Consider the following 14,764-nt stretch of genomic DNA (forward strand, 5'->3'; position numbering starts at 1 on the left):
GATACTCCCTTGATGCAAATATAACACCGAAAGCTGAACGACTAAGGCGCAAGATAGCCGCGCCCGCGCTGCATTTGTTGTAAGTGTTGAGTGAATATTAATAAAATGCAGTCAATTGCTGAAATCTACTGCTTTATTGCTGATATAATTCAGGGAGGAAGCCGTAACAGAGGACGTTACATGTCGATTGAACAGCAACTATTAGTGCGGTTATTGCGCAAACTTAAAGATGATACTTTGGTGTTACCTACCTTGCCTGAAGTCGCAATGCGTGTCCAAGAAGTGACAGCGCGCAGTGATAGCAGCCTTAAACAAGTAGCGGAAGTGATAGGCCAAGATGCGGCAATTAGTGCCAGGCTTATCAAGATTGCTAATAGTGCTTTATATAGCCGCGGGCTGGCGGTGGATAATATTAACGGTGCGGTTAATCGTATTGGTTTACAACAAATTCGCGCTATTGCCACCTCAATCGCCATGGAACAGCTGTTTATTTCTACCAATGAAATGGTGTGGGAAGTGATGGATGAAGTCTGGCAAACCTCGATTAATGTGACAGCTGCATCTTGCGCCATTCTCCATCGGTATCAAAGTAAACATGGAAAACAAGGCTTTAATGTCGATACTATGACGTTAGCTGGGTTAGTCCACAATATTGGCGCTTTACCTATTTTGACCGAAGCTGAAGCCGATCCTGAGTTGTTTGATGATATTGATAAATTGCGCCAAGTGGTTAAGAAGTTACAAGGGCCGATAGGCCGTTCAGTACTGTCATCCTGGGAATTTTCTGAAGAAGTGATGGAAGTGGTCTCGCGTTGGTCAGATTTAAGTTACAACTCTAGCACTATCTCTTATATCGACTTTATCCGTGCTGGCGCATTTTATACTGGAGAATTGCGAGCAGGTGAGCAATTTAAGCAACGCATGGATGCTTATGTTGAACGAGGTTTACCTGTGAGCGAAGAGGAATTACAAGATGAAAGCTTTGTGCAATTATATGAATCTATTAAACAAAGCTATGAGTAAATCCTTGTGTGGATGATCCTGCCCTTAGTAGTGGTCATAGTGGCACTCATTGGATTGTGCTGGTTGCAATCTAACAAAAATACATACTATGGTGATTTAGTTGCTTTGCTTCATCGTAAATTGCAGCGTATTCCCAGCCAAACTCTGAGTCATACGCGTGAGTTTACCCAGGAAGATAACGAGTTACTGTTGCGTGTCGATGAGCTACTAAATAATCGCCATGAACTGCCAGGCATTGATAAGTTAACTGGGCTTACTAATCGTTTAGGCCTTAAACGTCATTTAATGACGCGTATGCCAATAATGACTGGCGTGTTGGTTTTACTCGATATTTACCGGTTTCGTTATGTTAATGATTTATTTGGTTTTGATTTTGGTGATCGTTTGATTAAGGCGTTCAGTGAGCGCTTAGCCAAGTTAACTAGCAACAGCGAAATCACAGCACGGCTTGATGGTGATGAGTTTTTAATTTACTTTAATCAGCCCATGGCGCTTGAAACCATTAAAGAATTACGCCATGACTTACAGCTGCCGTTTGCCATTAATGGCACTCCCATAGTATTAAAACTCCAGCTTGGCTACCTTGAATTATCTGAGCATCATCATGATGTGAGTGTGATGCTGCGTCGTCTTGATTTAACCTTAAAACAGGCGCGCGTCAGCCGCGATAAACTGTTCGTCTATCAAACTGGGATGGATCAATTACAACAACGCGAGTTGCAACTTATTCACGATTTACCTAAGGGATTAATCAGCAATGCTTGCTACTTGGTGTACCAGCCCAAGTGGGATTTACGGCAGCAATGCTGTAATCAGGTAGAGGCTTTATTGCGCTGGAACCATCCAGTGTTAGGCCAAGTATCGCCCGCTGAGTTTATTCCTTTAGCTGAATATACAGGCATGATTGAATTGATCAGTGAATGGGCGCTTGAGCAAGTGATATTGCAGCAACAACGCTGGCAGCAAACTGGGCTTGATGTGCAAGTGGCGGTTAACTTGTCCACTCGCGATCTGGATAACTTGAGCCTGTCCCAAGACTTATTGGTGAGCTTAGTTAAACGCGGGGTATCGCCGCGCCACATTATGATTGAAATCACCGAAAGTCATTTGATGGCCGATATTGATAAAACCTTAGAAGTCTTGAATCGCCTACGGGGCATTGGTGTGCAATTGGCCATCGATGACTTTGGTACTGGTTACTCTTCATTAGCCTATTTAAAGCATTTGCCAGTGGATGAAGTCAAAATCGATAGAGCTTTCTTGCAAGATGTTCTGTGTGACCCTCATGGCGCCGCCATTTTAGAAACCAGTATTCAATTGGCCAAACAATTGGGATTTGCGGTGACAGTGGAAGGGGTTGAAACTCAAGCGGTTTGGGACGTATTAGTCGATATGGGGGCGGATAAAATTCAAGGTCAATGGTTTAGCTCGCCACTTACTGCCGTAGAACTTGAAAGCTACTGGCAATCTTTGCAAACCAAAATGAAGATTTCTTGACTCTAAAATCTGGCTTTGAGACTATCTAGTCAATTCATTAGATTTTTCTCATAAATCTGATGTCTAGCCAAGATTAAGTACATTAAACCTCAAGTATTCAAGGTATTATTATGGCTGAAAAAATTGTAGAAGTAAGCACTCACATGGGCGCTGGCTGGAAAGTAACAGCGCAAGTGCGCGAGCATACCTTAGTGATTGACCAACCGACGGCAACTAACGAAGGCGCCAATCCTCTAGAAACCTTTTTATTCTCACTCGCTGGCTGTATTTCTGCCATTGCCAAAATGACAGCGCGCGATGAAAAAATTGATTTACGTGCCATCGACATTCAAGTGAAGGGCGTAATGAATCCAGCAGGTTTGTTAGGCCAAGCCACGGATGATCCGGTGGGCTTTAAACATATTAATATTGAAGCGGTTATTGATGCGGATTTAACTGATGCTGAAAAATCAGCATTTTTAGATAGAGTGTGTCATCGCTGCCCAGTGCATGACAACTTATTGCATCCAACCTTAGTGACTCATAGTGCGGTTGAAGCTTGAGGATTGAGGATTGAGGCGACAGCTTTATAGCTTAACCCGCGCGTTATTATTGCATGGCGACCTTAGGTCGCCATGTGTGTTTTAGATGGGTAGTCACTCAAGCCTGAATCTTAAGGTTTAATCTTCTTTGGCCACCACGCCTTACCCAATCGCAGCAAGATTAAACTGAGCGCCACCCAAGCGCAGCCAATTAAGGTATCAAACAAGCGCCAGCGGATAAGGTATTCATCTCCGCCTTGATTCAGCATGGCTAAGTCGACAATCACCAACACTATGATAGTGATGACGCAGCTAAAGGCGGCATAACTCTGACGTAAGCAAGTTGGCATTATGATGGCAAGCAGCATGACTAAGGCGACTAAGGCATTACTGGGTAGGCCAATAATAATCAAATAAGTGATGCCAACCCCAAGCAGGGTGCCAAGGATACGTTGACGCACTTTAATCCAAGTGCTGGCATCATTCACGTGCATGACAAATAATACGGTTAATCCTACCCAAGCCGCATGCTCGGCATGTAGCCACTGGGCTGATAGCATGGCAAGCAAAATGGTAATTGGTAACGTAAAGCCAAACAGCGGCCCGTTAGTGTCGCCCGCTAAGATATGATGCCATTCATCACTGGGTGACCACTCAGTGGCATCCGATGGCAGCAGCCATTGCTGCAACAAGGTTAATCCGAGCGCTAAAAATGCTCCAGCCAAATAGGCCATGGCAGTTGTCAAGGTCGCAGGTAATCCCATTTCAGCCAGTAATAGCGCCGCTGCGGTAAATTTCCCTAACAAACTTAAATAGGCTTGCTCGGCTGTGGGTTGGCCAGCTAAAAACCCTATGATGACAAGTGCTGCCATGGCGAGTTCTTTATGGCCCACTAATAATACCCCAAGCATGCCAGCCAAGATCATCAGCGACATACCGCCAACAATAGCAAGGGCTTGTCGTTGCGGGCGGCGGCGCGGATCTAAGCGTAAGGCAAACATGGCACCAAGCGCGACAAAGGCAAATTGCTCCATCTTAAGTTGATGGCCAAGCAGCAAAGGTAAGCCCATAGCTAAAGCAAAGACGCCGCCGCGGATCCACTCATCGTAATTTGGTCGAGTTAACACTAAAACCCCCTATGGTTAATGCGCCAGTATAGGAGGTGGACAGGGCTGTGCTGAGTAAAATCTAGCGGCATAGCAAAAATTTAATCTTGATGAATATGGTTAATGTGCAATTAAAGTAGCAGTGCAGCGGTAATAGGATGAAACTGCTGACTGGCATTAATGAGTGAGTGGGCCGTTAAACTTGGCACTCCATACACTTGAGTATCGGTCGCGTATTTATTGTGTATGTGAGTCAGCAAGCGATCAAAATCACCATCGCCAGACAGTAAAATCACTTGGTCAACCTGTGATGCCGCTTCCATGATATCGATAGTAATGCCGACATCCCAGTCCCCCTTAGCCGAACCATCACTGCGCTGAATAAAGGGTTTGAGCTTAACCTCAAAGCCAATATGTTTGAGCGCTTCTTGAAATTTTATTTGGCCGTCATTGCCGCTATCAATCGCATAGGCATAAGCAATATCAATTTGTCCTTGCGCGCTAATAAGCTGCCAGAAATGGCGGTAATTAAATTGCCGACCATAGGCCTCGCGGCAGGTGTAATAAATGTTTTGTACATCCACAAAAATGGCGATTTTTTTCAAGAAGGAAACTCTAAAAGGTAAAACCTAGTTTGACTATATCATATTCATGGTAGGTTCTGATTATCCTTACTATTTATGGATAAAAATCAACAAGCTTATGGCAGCGTTTGACCAGTACAGAATTAAGCGGCTCTTAATTCTTACTGTAATAGCTTCTTAATGTAACCTCTTAATGGGCAAGCCGATTTAGCTTGATGAGACGCGGCGCATACGCTGCTGTTTATATTGCTTAGCGGCTTTAGGAATAGGGGTCGCTTTGCCTGTTTCTAACCATTTTTTGAGGCGGTTGGCATCGGCAATATGGGTTAACTTGCCATGGGCATCAAGTACCACAAATGCAACTTGGCGTTTATCCATTTCAGTGCGCATTACTAAACAATGACCTGCGGCATTAGTAAAACCAGTTTTGGTTAAGTGCACATTCCAGCCCGCGTTTTTCACTAAGCGATTAGTGTTATTAAATACCAACTTATATCTTGGGCTAGTAAAAGAGACGGTTTTGTTTGGGGTTGAGCTTAATTTTCCTATCAAGGGATAGTGCTTACTGGCTTTCAATAGTCGCACTAAATCATTGGCGCTAGAGACGTTTTTAGGCGATAAACCTGTGGGTTCGACGTAGCGAGTGCTCTTCATTCCTAAGGCTTTTGCCTTTGCATTCATGGCCTTAATAAAGGCCTTATACCCACCAGGATAATGATGCGCTAAGCTAGCCGCGGCGCGATTTTCAGATGACATCATGGTCAGCAATAACATGTCACGGCGCGAGAGTACGCTGCCAATCTTCACTCGCGAATAAACCCCTTTCATCTCCTTGGTTTCTTTGATGTGGATATTGAGCTTTTCATCTAAATCTAATTTGGCATCTAACACCACTATGGCGGTCATTAACTTAGTGACCGAGGCAATGGGCATGACTAAATTGGGATTGCTGGAATAGAGCACTTCATTAGTATCAAGATCAACCAGCATAGCGCTCACCGAGGCGACTTCTTGCTGCGATTTCGGCGTGCTTTGCTTGCTTGCCGCCACACTTGGGCTTGCGACTAGCATGTTAAAAAATACCATTATGACTAGCATGCTAAGTGACCTAGCCAACCACGGTGAGAGCCATTGAGATGATAAACAAGGAGTGCGGTATGAGGTCATTATGAGTCAGCCATTAGCAAATGATTGAGATTCTAAAACTAAAGTATAAGGTAGCTTAATGTAAAAATCTGGTTAAACAAGAGGTTGGTGTAAAATAAATGTGTTAAACAACAGCTGCTAATGCACTGAAAGATAATGGTTATAACTACAGCTATAACACCTAAGTGTTAGTGGCTGCTTATGGCAAATGCTAGTACTGCTATACCTTTTTGGGTTAGCAATAACTAAAGTGCTTAAATTGTGCACTGGCGCGGGTTTGCTGGCTTGAATATGATTTGTGTGGGATTTGAAGGTTAATGTTGTTGGTGCGGAATTTTGTGGTGGATTCATTGTGTGTCTTTGTGAATTTTGTTAGTCTTTGTTTTTAGATATTGCATTTATAAAGTTGATTTTTAAGCTAAATGTCTTTTTATTGTTCACTGTTAACAGCGCGTCAGCTCAAATGTGATTAAGAGTGACGCTTTTCTTGCTGTAAAACACTAAGTCTTTTGATGGCATGTTAAGTTTGTGGAGTGATGTTTGCGTAACCTAAAGAATGAGATGGACTTCGACAATACTCGCGATGCGCGATTTGGTTACCATCAAAGTGAACAGCCAAAGGCCAGTGGGCCTAAGCCAGCTAAACCCCCAAAAAAAGCGGCGCGAACGTCCCGTAAGCGCAGTTATCTGGGCTTTTTGCTGTTCCTACTCTTGCTGGCACTCAGTGCGTTGGTTTTTTTTGAGGTAACAACCTCACATTATCAAAGCCAATTTATCCATAAATTCGCGACGCGATTGACTTATGAAGTGCAAGATAAGCCTAGTGATAATGTGATCTATCCAAGTTATGGTCCCTTTGATCATCGCCATGGTTACACTAAATTACCTGAATATTTAAAACGCTTGCATGAGCGTAATTTCCGCGTGACTTATCAAACTACGTTTTCGCCAGAGTTAATCCAATACACTCAGTTAGGATTCTTCCCGCCTTACCATGAAAAAGCCCAATCAGGGTTAACCTTAATGGATTGTAAACTCGATCAAGTCTACAGTTTTGCCTATCCAAAACGGGTTTATCAAGATGGCGAAACCATACCGCTGCAGGTCATTAATACTCTCCTCTTTATTGAAAATAGAGAATTATGGACAAGTGAACCGCACCTCAATCCTGTCATTGACTGGCCGCGATTTGTGGTCGCAGGCTTTAGTCAAATTGCTGAAATGATGGGCTTAAATGTCTCAACCGCAGGGGGCAGTACCTTAGCTACTCAAATTGAGAAGTTCCGTCATTCTGAGCATGGCCTTACTTCAAGCATTCAAGATAAGTTGCTGCAGATTGGTTCGGCCAGCGTGCGGGTCTATCAGCAAGGCGAAGAAACTGCGCCAGCGCGGGCGCGCATTGTGCAAGATTATTTAAATACAGTACCGTTATCATCTGCGCCTATTCATGGTGAAGTGCATGGCGTCGGCGATGGTTTATGGGCTTGGTTTGGCACGGATTTTAATCAGGCCAATGCCTTACTGTTACAAGAGCAAACACCTAGTAATGCCGCGGCGCGCGGGCAAGTGTTCCGGCAAATCGTGGCATTAATGATTGCTCAGCGCCGCCCATCGTATTACTTGCTCCATGGTCATGAAGATTTAGAGCGCCTTGTGGATAGCCATATTCGCTTGTTAGGCCGCGCCTCATTAGTTGAGTCTGAGTTAACCACAGTGGCACTTGAGCAACGCTTACAATTTAATGATTTTAAAAATAAGAAACGTCCGCAAATCACTACCGACAAAGGCGTTAACAGTATACGTATCCGCACTGGCAGTATGTTAAATACTAGCTTGTACGATCTTGATAGAACTGACCTTGATGTCTACAGCACCTTGCAAGGCGACTTACAGTTACAAGTCAGTCAATACTTAACTGGCTTAGCCAAGGCGCCTAATGCTGAAGCTGTGGGGCTGCTCGGTGAAAAATTGCTAACCCCAGGTCAGCTCAGTAACGTGGTCTACAGCTTTACCTTGTATGAGAGCACGCCTGAGGCTAATCAAGTACGGGTGCAAACCGATAGCTCTAATCAACCCTTTGATATTAATGAAAGCAGTAAGCTTGAATTGGGCTCAACCGCTAAATTACGGGTGCTGGCCACTTACTTAGATATAGTGGCAGAACTGCATGAGCGCTTAACCCCTATGGGGCGCAGTGCGCTCATGAACATAGAAATTGAAGCTAAAGACCGCATTACCCGTTGGGTGGTGGATTACTTATTAACGGCGCAAGATAAAAGCTTAACCGCCACCTTAAATGCGGCCATGCAGCGCCATTATTCGGCCTCGCCCAATGAACGCTTTTTTACTGGCGGCGGCTTACATGTGTTTAATAACTTTAAGCGTGAAGAAAACTCTAAAAACCCGACCATTTATGAGGCGCTGCAGCAATCAATCAACTTACCTTTTGTGCGTTTGATGCGTGAAATTGTCAATTACACTAGTAGTTTTCATAATGAAGGCAGCATAGCGCAACTGCTTAAAAACGATAAAGATCCACGCCGTGAAGAATACTTAAAGGCATTCTCCGCCCGTGAAGGCACAGTGTTTGTTAACCGTTTTTATCGTAAGTATAAAAAAATAGAACCAGCGCTGCGCTTTGAAACCTTGTTTGATGGTTTGCCTAAGGCTGAGCAGCAACTGGTGGCCGCTTATCGCTACTTATTACCCAATAACAGCCTAGAGCAATTTACCGCCTTTTTGGCGGAGCGTTTGCCTGAGAAGAAATATACTGAATCTAAGTTAAATGCACTGTACAACAAGTACGGCCCCGATAAGTTTAACTTGGCAGATCAAGGCTATATCACCCGCACACATCCGTTAGAGTTATGGGTGCTGACTTACCTTAATGAAAACCCTGAGGCAAAGCTTGCCGATGTAAGACAAGCCAGTCAGCCGAAATTGCAAGAAGTGTATCGCTGGCTATTTAAGACTCGCCATAAGAATGCCCGCGATGTGCGCGTGCAAGTAATGCTAGAAGTTGAGGCTTTCTTAGATATTCATCAGCGCTGGGTAAAAATGGGCTATCCGTTTGACTCTATGGTGCCATCGTTAGGTTCAGCCTTAGGATCATCGGGGGATAGACCGGCGGCCTTAGCGGAATTAATGGGAATTATTCAAAACGAAGGTAAGCGTTTACCCACAGTGCGTATCAAGCAATTGCATTTTGCCGATAACACTCCTTATGAAGTGAGCTTAGTGCATCAAAGTCAGCTTGAATTAGTGCCAGGTCAGCAAGTGATGCGCCCTGAAGTCGCCGCTAGCCTTAAAAATGCCCTGACTAACGTGGTTGAAAATGGAACTGGCCGGCGCTTAAAAGGTATCTTTAAGACCGAAAATGGTGAAATTATGCCTATTGGCGGCAAAACCGGTACTGGTGATAACCGCATTGTGACGCAAATGACCATGAGTAATAAGAAGGCTGCTACCGCCATGAACCGTACTGCGACCTTTGTGTTTTATCTTGGTGATAATTACTTTGGTACGCTAACCGCCTTTGTACCGGGCGCTAAAGCCGATGACTTTAGCTTTACCTCGGCGCTGCCGCTACAGGTGATGAAAGGTATGATGCCGATTTTAGCGCCTTATGTGCAGACTAAGGCATCTATGTGTGAAGTGTTTTAGTGGCCTTAAGATGTTTTAGCTCATAGCTAACAGACTCTTGCTACTACGCAGATGTCGCGCTATTAACCTTTAAAGACGGCCTCATGGCCGTTTTTTATTGATATCAATGTGCAGTAACGTAAAGCACTACTCAGTTAACTTGCCAACGTTAAGGCTTAACTTATGCGTCTGCTTATATGTTGGGTTTTATAACTAGTTAATATGGGCGGCTTAATAGTCTGATTGTTTGGCTTTGACGCAGATTAGACTATCGAGCTATCGAGCTATCGAGCTATCGAGCAATCGAGCTATCGACTGTTGCTGCCGACTTACTTTGATTGGCTATTTAAGCTTGATGTAAGACCTGCTTGAATAAGCTAAGGCCTATCGTCTTGGCGAAAAAAAGGGCCATTGCTGTGGCAATGACCCTGTGTAACCTTATGGTTTTAGCTAGTTAAGCCAGGCAAACCTCAGCCATGCTGATTAACTCTTATGAGTAACGGCATCTGCTGCTGGATTCGCTGCCGTTTGTGACTCAGCGGCTTTGTTAGCGGCTTGCGTTGCCATTGCCTGCGCAAGTTTAGCGGCAATAAATCCAGGTGAGTGGCTATGCACTGAGATTAAGCGGTACATGGCAGGGATAATTAATAAACTCACTAAGGTCGCAAAGGCCATACCAAAAAATACTACAGTGCCAACTGATATGCGGCTCTCCGCGCCAGCGCCTGTGCTGATAATCAGCGGAATAGCGCCCACTAACGTAGTGAAGGCTGTCATTAAAATTGGGCGTAAACGGCGGCTTGAGGCTTGAATTACAGCATCATCAATGGCAAGTCCCTTGTCTCTTAATTGGTTGGCAAATTCGACAATCAAAATACCGTTTTTGGTGACCATGCCAATCAGCATAATCATGCCAATTTGGCTATAAATATTAATGCCTTGGGAGGTAAACCACAGACCAAGGAAGCCACCAAACACCCCCATAGGTACAGTGAGCATAACCACTAACGGGTTAATAAAGCTTTCAAATTGCGCCGCCAGCACTAAGTAAGCGACTAATAACGCTAAACCAAACACTATTAAGATACTGCTTTGATTTTCTTTATAGTCTTTCGATTCACCGCTATAGCCAATGTTAATGTCGGCTGGCAATTGTTCTATGGCTTGTTTATCAAGAAAATCGAGCGCCTGACCTAAGGTGTAGCCTTCGGCTAAGTTTGCTTTTAGGGTGATGGATTTTTGCTTATTGCTGTGACTGAGTTTTTGCGCCGAAGCCACTTCATCGACCGCCACTAAGTTATTGAGTGAGACTAAATCACCAAATTGACTGCGCAAATAAATGCTATTAAGCGAATCGGCATTATTAAAACTGTTTTCACTGCCGCGCAAATAGACATCGTATTCTTCGCCGCGCTCCACAAAGGTGGTTTCTTTGCGGCCACCTAGCATAATTTCTAAGGTGTCGGCGATATCTTTCACACTGATGCCAAGCTCAGCGGCGCGTTGCTTATCTACCGTGACCATCAATTCAGGCGTGGTTTCGGCGTAATCTAAATCTATGCCTGTCATCATGCCGCTATCCATGGCTTGCTGTTGCAGCAATTGCGCCCAGTGATACAGCTCAGTGTAATCACTGCCGCCAATCACCAATTGCACGGCTTCACTCGATTGACCACGAAACCCAGGCATCATGGGCCAAACGCGCACATCGGGTATATCTTTAAGTGCACCCGCTATTACGCCTAAGGCTTGCTCGGCATGTAAGTCTCTGTCTTCCCAGTCTTCCAGTAACATGATGACAAAACCGGTTTGATCGCCAGCGCGGCCACCAAAGGCTGGGGCTTGCACGCTGAATGATCGCAAAATCCCTTGATCAAGTAGCGGCATTAAGCGGCCTTCGACTATGTCCATATTGGCGCTCATGCGGTTATAACTTGTGCCTTCAGCGCCTTTAACAAAGGCAAACACTACGCCTCTATCTTCCTTGGGCGCTAATTGCGAAGGCACTTGCTGAGCTAACAGCACGCTGCCCACTACGCATAAAATAATCACCAGCGGCGCGCCGTAGCGCCAACGTAAGCTATAGGCCAGCAGGCGCTGATAACTAAGCTCTAAGCGATCAAATGAGTGATTAATGCGCTGGGTCAGGCGATTGGGCGCGACATTGGCTTTAAGTAAATGGCTAGATAACACTGGGGTTAAGGTGAGGGCGATTAAGGATGAGAACATCACAGCTACCGCTAGCACCACCGAAAACTCAGTAAATAATAAACCAACCATGCCATCCATAAAGGAGATAGGTAAGAACACCATCACTAGCACTACTGTGGTGGCGATAACCGCAAAGCCCACTTCTCTGGTACCTTCAAAGGCGGCCACTAACGGTGGGCTGCCTTTTTCAATGTGATGGAAGATGTTTTCCACCACCACAATGGCATCATCCACCACTAAACCTATGGCTAAGATCAGTGCCATTAAGGTTAACAGGTTAATGGAATAGCCTAAGGCATAAGTGACGATAAAGGCAGATACCAGCGAGACTGGCACAGTCACCGCAGGGATTAAGGTGGCGCGCGCTTGCCCAATAAACAGATACAAGACCAAGACTACTAATAAACCTGTGACCACTAAGGTGGAATAGACTTCTTCAATGGAGCGCTTAATAAAGACAGTGCTGTCGTAATTGACGTTGAGCTCAGTACCAGCAGGCAAGTAGTTTTGCATGCGCTCAACTTCCGCCTTAACCTTTTGCGCCACGCTGAGTGGGTTCGCATCAGACTGCGCCACTATGCCTAAGCTTAAATTGACTACACCATCGCTTTTATAGGTAGAGTTTTCATTCTCTGCTCCTAAATAGACATTGGCGACATCTTTGAGATACACAGGCTCTTTACTGCTGGGGTTCACCCGCAGATATTCAAAATCGCTCGCGCTTTGATACAGCCTTTGGGTGCGCACCGACATTACGCTGGTATCATTGCGAACTTGGCCTGCGGGCGCTTCAATATTTTCGCGCTGCAGCGCCGCGCTAATATCACTTGGGGTAATGCCGCGCCCAGCCATTAACACTGGGTTTAACTGCACATACATGACTTGATATAAGGCGCCGGATAAGTTCACTGAACTCACGCCGCTAATGAGGTTAAATCTGTCTTCTAAGACGCGCTGGGCGTAATCCGTGAGCTGAGTTCTATCCATGACTTCAGAGCGCAAATTGACATAAATAGCAGGCTCTCCGGAGCCATTATCTTTAGAGACTATGGGGTCATCCGCTGATTCTGGTAGGCGCCTTTGGGCTCTTGCTACGGCATCTCTGACATCACTCACGCCTTCGGTGAGATCAGATCCAAGCTCAAAAATCACAGTAATGCGCGACATGCCATTACGAGTGACAGAGGTGATTTCATCTATGCCGCTAATGCCAGTGATTTCATCTTCAAGGGTTTGGGTAATTTGGTTTTCAATAATGCTGGCAGACGCACCTTTATAGGTGGTCATGACCGACACGACAGGGCTTTCAACGTCCGGCATTTCTCGCACAGCAAGTTTTGTGAGCGATACTAAGCCAAATACGCACAATAACAGTGATAGCACTATGGCAACCACAGGGCGCTTTACTGACACATCAGAAAGTAACATTAGCTCGCTCCATTCACTTGGGCGGCGCCCGCAATTGCATTTTGGCTGGCGGCGGTTACTGATTCATGCTCTGGGACTAATGCCTTAATCGATAAGCCGTCGCGCATATTAACTAAGCCTTGCACCACAATTTCATCGCCAACGTTAAGGCCTGATTCAATCAGAACCGAATCACCGACTCTATGACCTAATATCACTTCTTCGCGGCTCACTACTTGGTTGTCATTGACGACATACACAAAGCGCTTAGTACCTGAATATTCTAGTGCTTGCACTGGAATGACAGGCGCTGTAACCGGTGCAAAGGTCAGCAGCGCTTGCATCATCATGCCCGGCATTAATTGTTTGGCGGGATTGTTAAACTCAACCCGTAAGGTCAGGTTTAAAGTGTTGGCATTGATTCTTGGGTTGATGGCCTTAACTGTGCCAATAAATGCTTGCTGCGGCCAAGCAGCGCTGCTGGCCTGAATATTCATGCCTAGTGATAATTGTGATAAATACTTTTCAGGGACGGCAATATCAAGTTTTAAACGCGACAAGTTATCAATACTGACTAATTCAGCGCCAGCAGTCACCATTTTGCCGGGGCTGAAATCAATGAGGCCTGTGTGACCTGCAAATGGCGCGCGCAGATAATGATAATTGGCATTGCTCTTGGCGGCATCTAAGCGGGCGCTGGCAATGTCCACTTGAGCGTGCTGGGCATCAATTTCACTTTGGGTAATAGCATAGCTGCTGCTGAGCTTAATAAAGTCTCGCAGTTTGCGCTCTTCATCGTGCAATATGGCTTCTGCTTCTGCAACCGTAGCGCGGACGTGGCTATCTTCAAGAGTAATGAGTAAATCACCCGGTTTTACTGGCTGATTTTCAGCAATATGCACTTTATCTATTTTGCCGCTAATTTGCGGGGCTACCCACACAGATTCATAGGCTTCAAGTTTACCTATGAGTGAGAGTTGTTGCTCTAAACTCTGGCTCGACACAGTTGCTGTGATAACGGCTACCGGTTTTTTATTGGCTGCTGCCGCGGACATGCCACGTTTTTCAGCTCCTTGACCTTTAGCCGGCTGACTGTTAGCCAATAACGTATCCTTAGCATAATAAGTTATGCCTAAGGCTGTGATACCTAAGATTATTAGCAGCAGCGCAAGTGTATTTTTCTTCATGTGAGCCAGACTTCTCCTGAACAAAGCGTCCCCAACTATCGGGATTAAGTGACACTATTGTAAAGAAAATTGGCGCGCCATAGGGTAAAGCAATGTAAAGCAAATTGGGTTTTGTGGGTAAAGTGTGATCTTGATCGGCTAAATGAGTGGGTGGGCAAGGGTATTTGCTTACGTTCGTTGGCAATGTGTTTTTCGGTCGCAGTTTTTTGTCAGGGTGCCTTGCGCGGCTAATCTCTTAGCCTAGGCTCTTAGTCGAGGCAGATTTTGCTTATTTTATTAACAATAGTTAATGCTTGATGGTTAATGAATAAGTGGCCGACTGATGCTAACTAAACTCATTGATTTAACTTAGGTAGACGCAAGTTAGTCATAGTTAATAATAAGGCCAGCAAAATGCTGGCCTTATTTAATACTCTTGCTAGTTCAGTTAACTAATACAA

General features: G+C 45.1%; 9 protein-coding genes. 4 read left to right on the forward strand and 5 right to left on the reverse strand.

Annotated elements, in window-relative coordinates; all coding sequences use genetic code 11:
* Nucleotides 1-180 precede the first annotated feature (180 nt).
* From FJQ87_RS06655 to FJQ87_RS06665, 3 genes are all read left to right on the forward strand, one after another.
* Nucleotides 181-1,023, forward strand: a complete 843-nt coding sequence (locus FJQ87_RS06655; protein WP_140931743.1) for an HDOD domain-containing protein — start codon at nt 181-183, stop codon at nt 1,021-1,023.
* Nucleotides 1,024-1,086: 63 nt separating this feature from the next.
* Nucleotides 1,087-2,520: a bifunctional diguanylate cyclase/phosphodiesterase gene (locus FJQ87_RS06660; protein ID WP_240778858.1), complete on the forward strand. Its 1,434-nt coding sequence runs from the start codon at nt 1,087-1,089 to the stop codon at nt 2,518-2,520.
* 110 nt (nt 2,521-2,630) lie between these two features.
* Nucleotides 2,631-3,062 carry an OsmC family protein gene (locus FJQ87_RS06665; RefSeq protein WP_140931745.1) on the forward strand — a complete coding sequence of 144 codons (432 nt, stop codon included), beginning with the start codon at nt 2,631-2,633 and terminating at the stop codon, nt 3,060-3,062.
* Nucleotides 3,063-3,172: 110 nt separating this feature from the next.
* Here FJQ87_RS06665 and FJQ87_RS06670 read toward each other — a convergent pair whose 3' ends face one another.
* The 3 genes from FJQ87_RS06670 to pbpG all read right to left on the reverse strand — a co-directional run bounded on the left by FJQ87_RS06670 (nt 3,173) and on the right by pbpG (nt 5,829).
* Complete coding sequence (locus FJQ87_RS06670) at nt 3,173-4,168, reverse strand: FUSC family protein (RefSeq protein ID WP_240778859.1); 996 nt, start codon at nt 4,166-4,168, stop codon at nt 3,173-3,175.
* Nucleotides 4,169-4,278: 110 nt separating this feature from the next.
* A complete protein-coding gene (locus tag FJQ87_RS06675; RefSeq protein ID WP_140931747.1) occupies nt 4,279-4,752 on the reverse strand; it encodes an NYN domain-containing protein in 474 nt (157 codons plus the stop codon).
* 186 nt (nt 4,753-4,938) lie between these two features.
* On the reverse strand, nt 4,939-5,829 hold the full coding sequence (gene pbpG, locus FJQ87_RS06680) for a D-alanyl-D-alanine endopeptidase (RefSeq protein WP_140931749.1): 891 nt from the start codon (nt 5,827-5,829) through the stop codon (nt 4,939-4,941).
* 588 nt (nt 5,830-6,417) lie between these two features.
* On the opposite strand from pbpG, the gene FJQ87_RS06685 reads away from it, so the two are divergent.
* A complete protein-coding gene (locus tag FJQ87_RS06685; protein WP_240778860.1) occupies nt 6,418-9,540 on the forward strand; it encodes a transglycosylase domain-containing protein in 3,123 nt (1,040 codons plus the stop codon).
* 462 nt (nt 9,541-10,002) lie between these two features.
* On the opposite strand, the gene FJQ87_RS06690 is transcribed toward FJQ87_RS06685, so the two are convergent.
* Together FJQ87_RS06690 and FJQ87_RS06695 are read right to left on the reverse strand one after the other, a co-directional pair.
* Nucleotides 10,003-13,158, reverse strand: a complete 3,156-nt coding sequence (locus FJQ87_RS06690) for a multidrug efflux RND transporter permease subunit (RefSeq protein WP_140931751.1) — start codon at nt 13,156-13,158, stop codon at nt 10,003-10,005.
* Complete coding sequence (locus tag FJQ87_RS06695; protein ID WP_240778861.1) at nt 13,158-14,324, reverse strand: efflux RND transporter periplasmic adaptor subunit; 1,167 nt, start codon at nt 14,322-14,324, stop codon at nt 13,158-13,160. Before FJQ87_RS06695 ends, FJQ87_RS06690 begins: the two co-directional genes overlap by 1 nt.
* Nucleotides 14,325-14,764: the final 440 nt, after the last annotated feature.

The organism is Shewanella sp. SNU WT4 (assembly GCF_006494715.1).
Classification (GTDB): domain Bacteria; phylum Pseudomonadota; class Gammaproteobacteria; order Enterobacterales; family Shewanellaceae; genus Shewanella.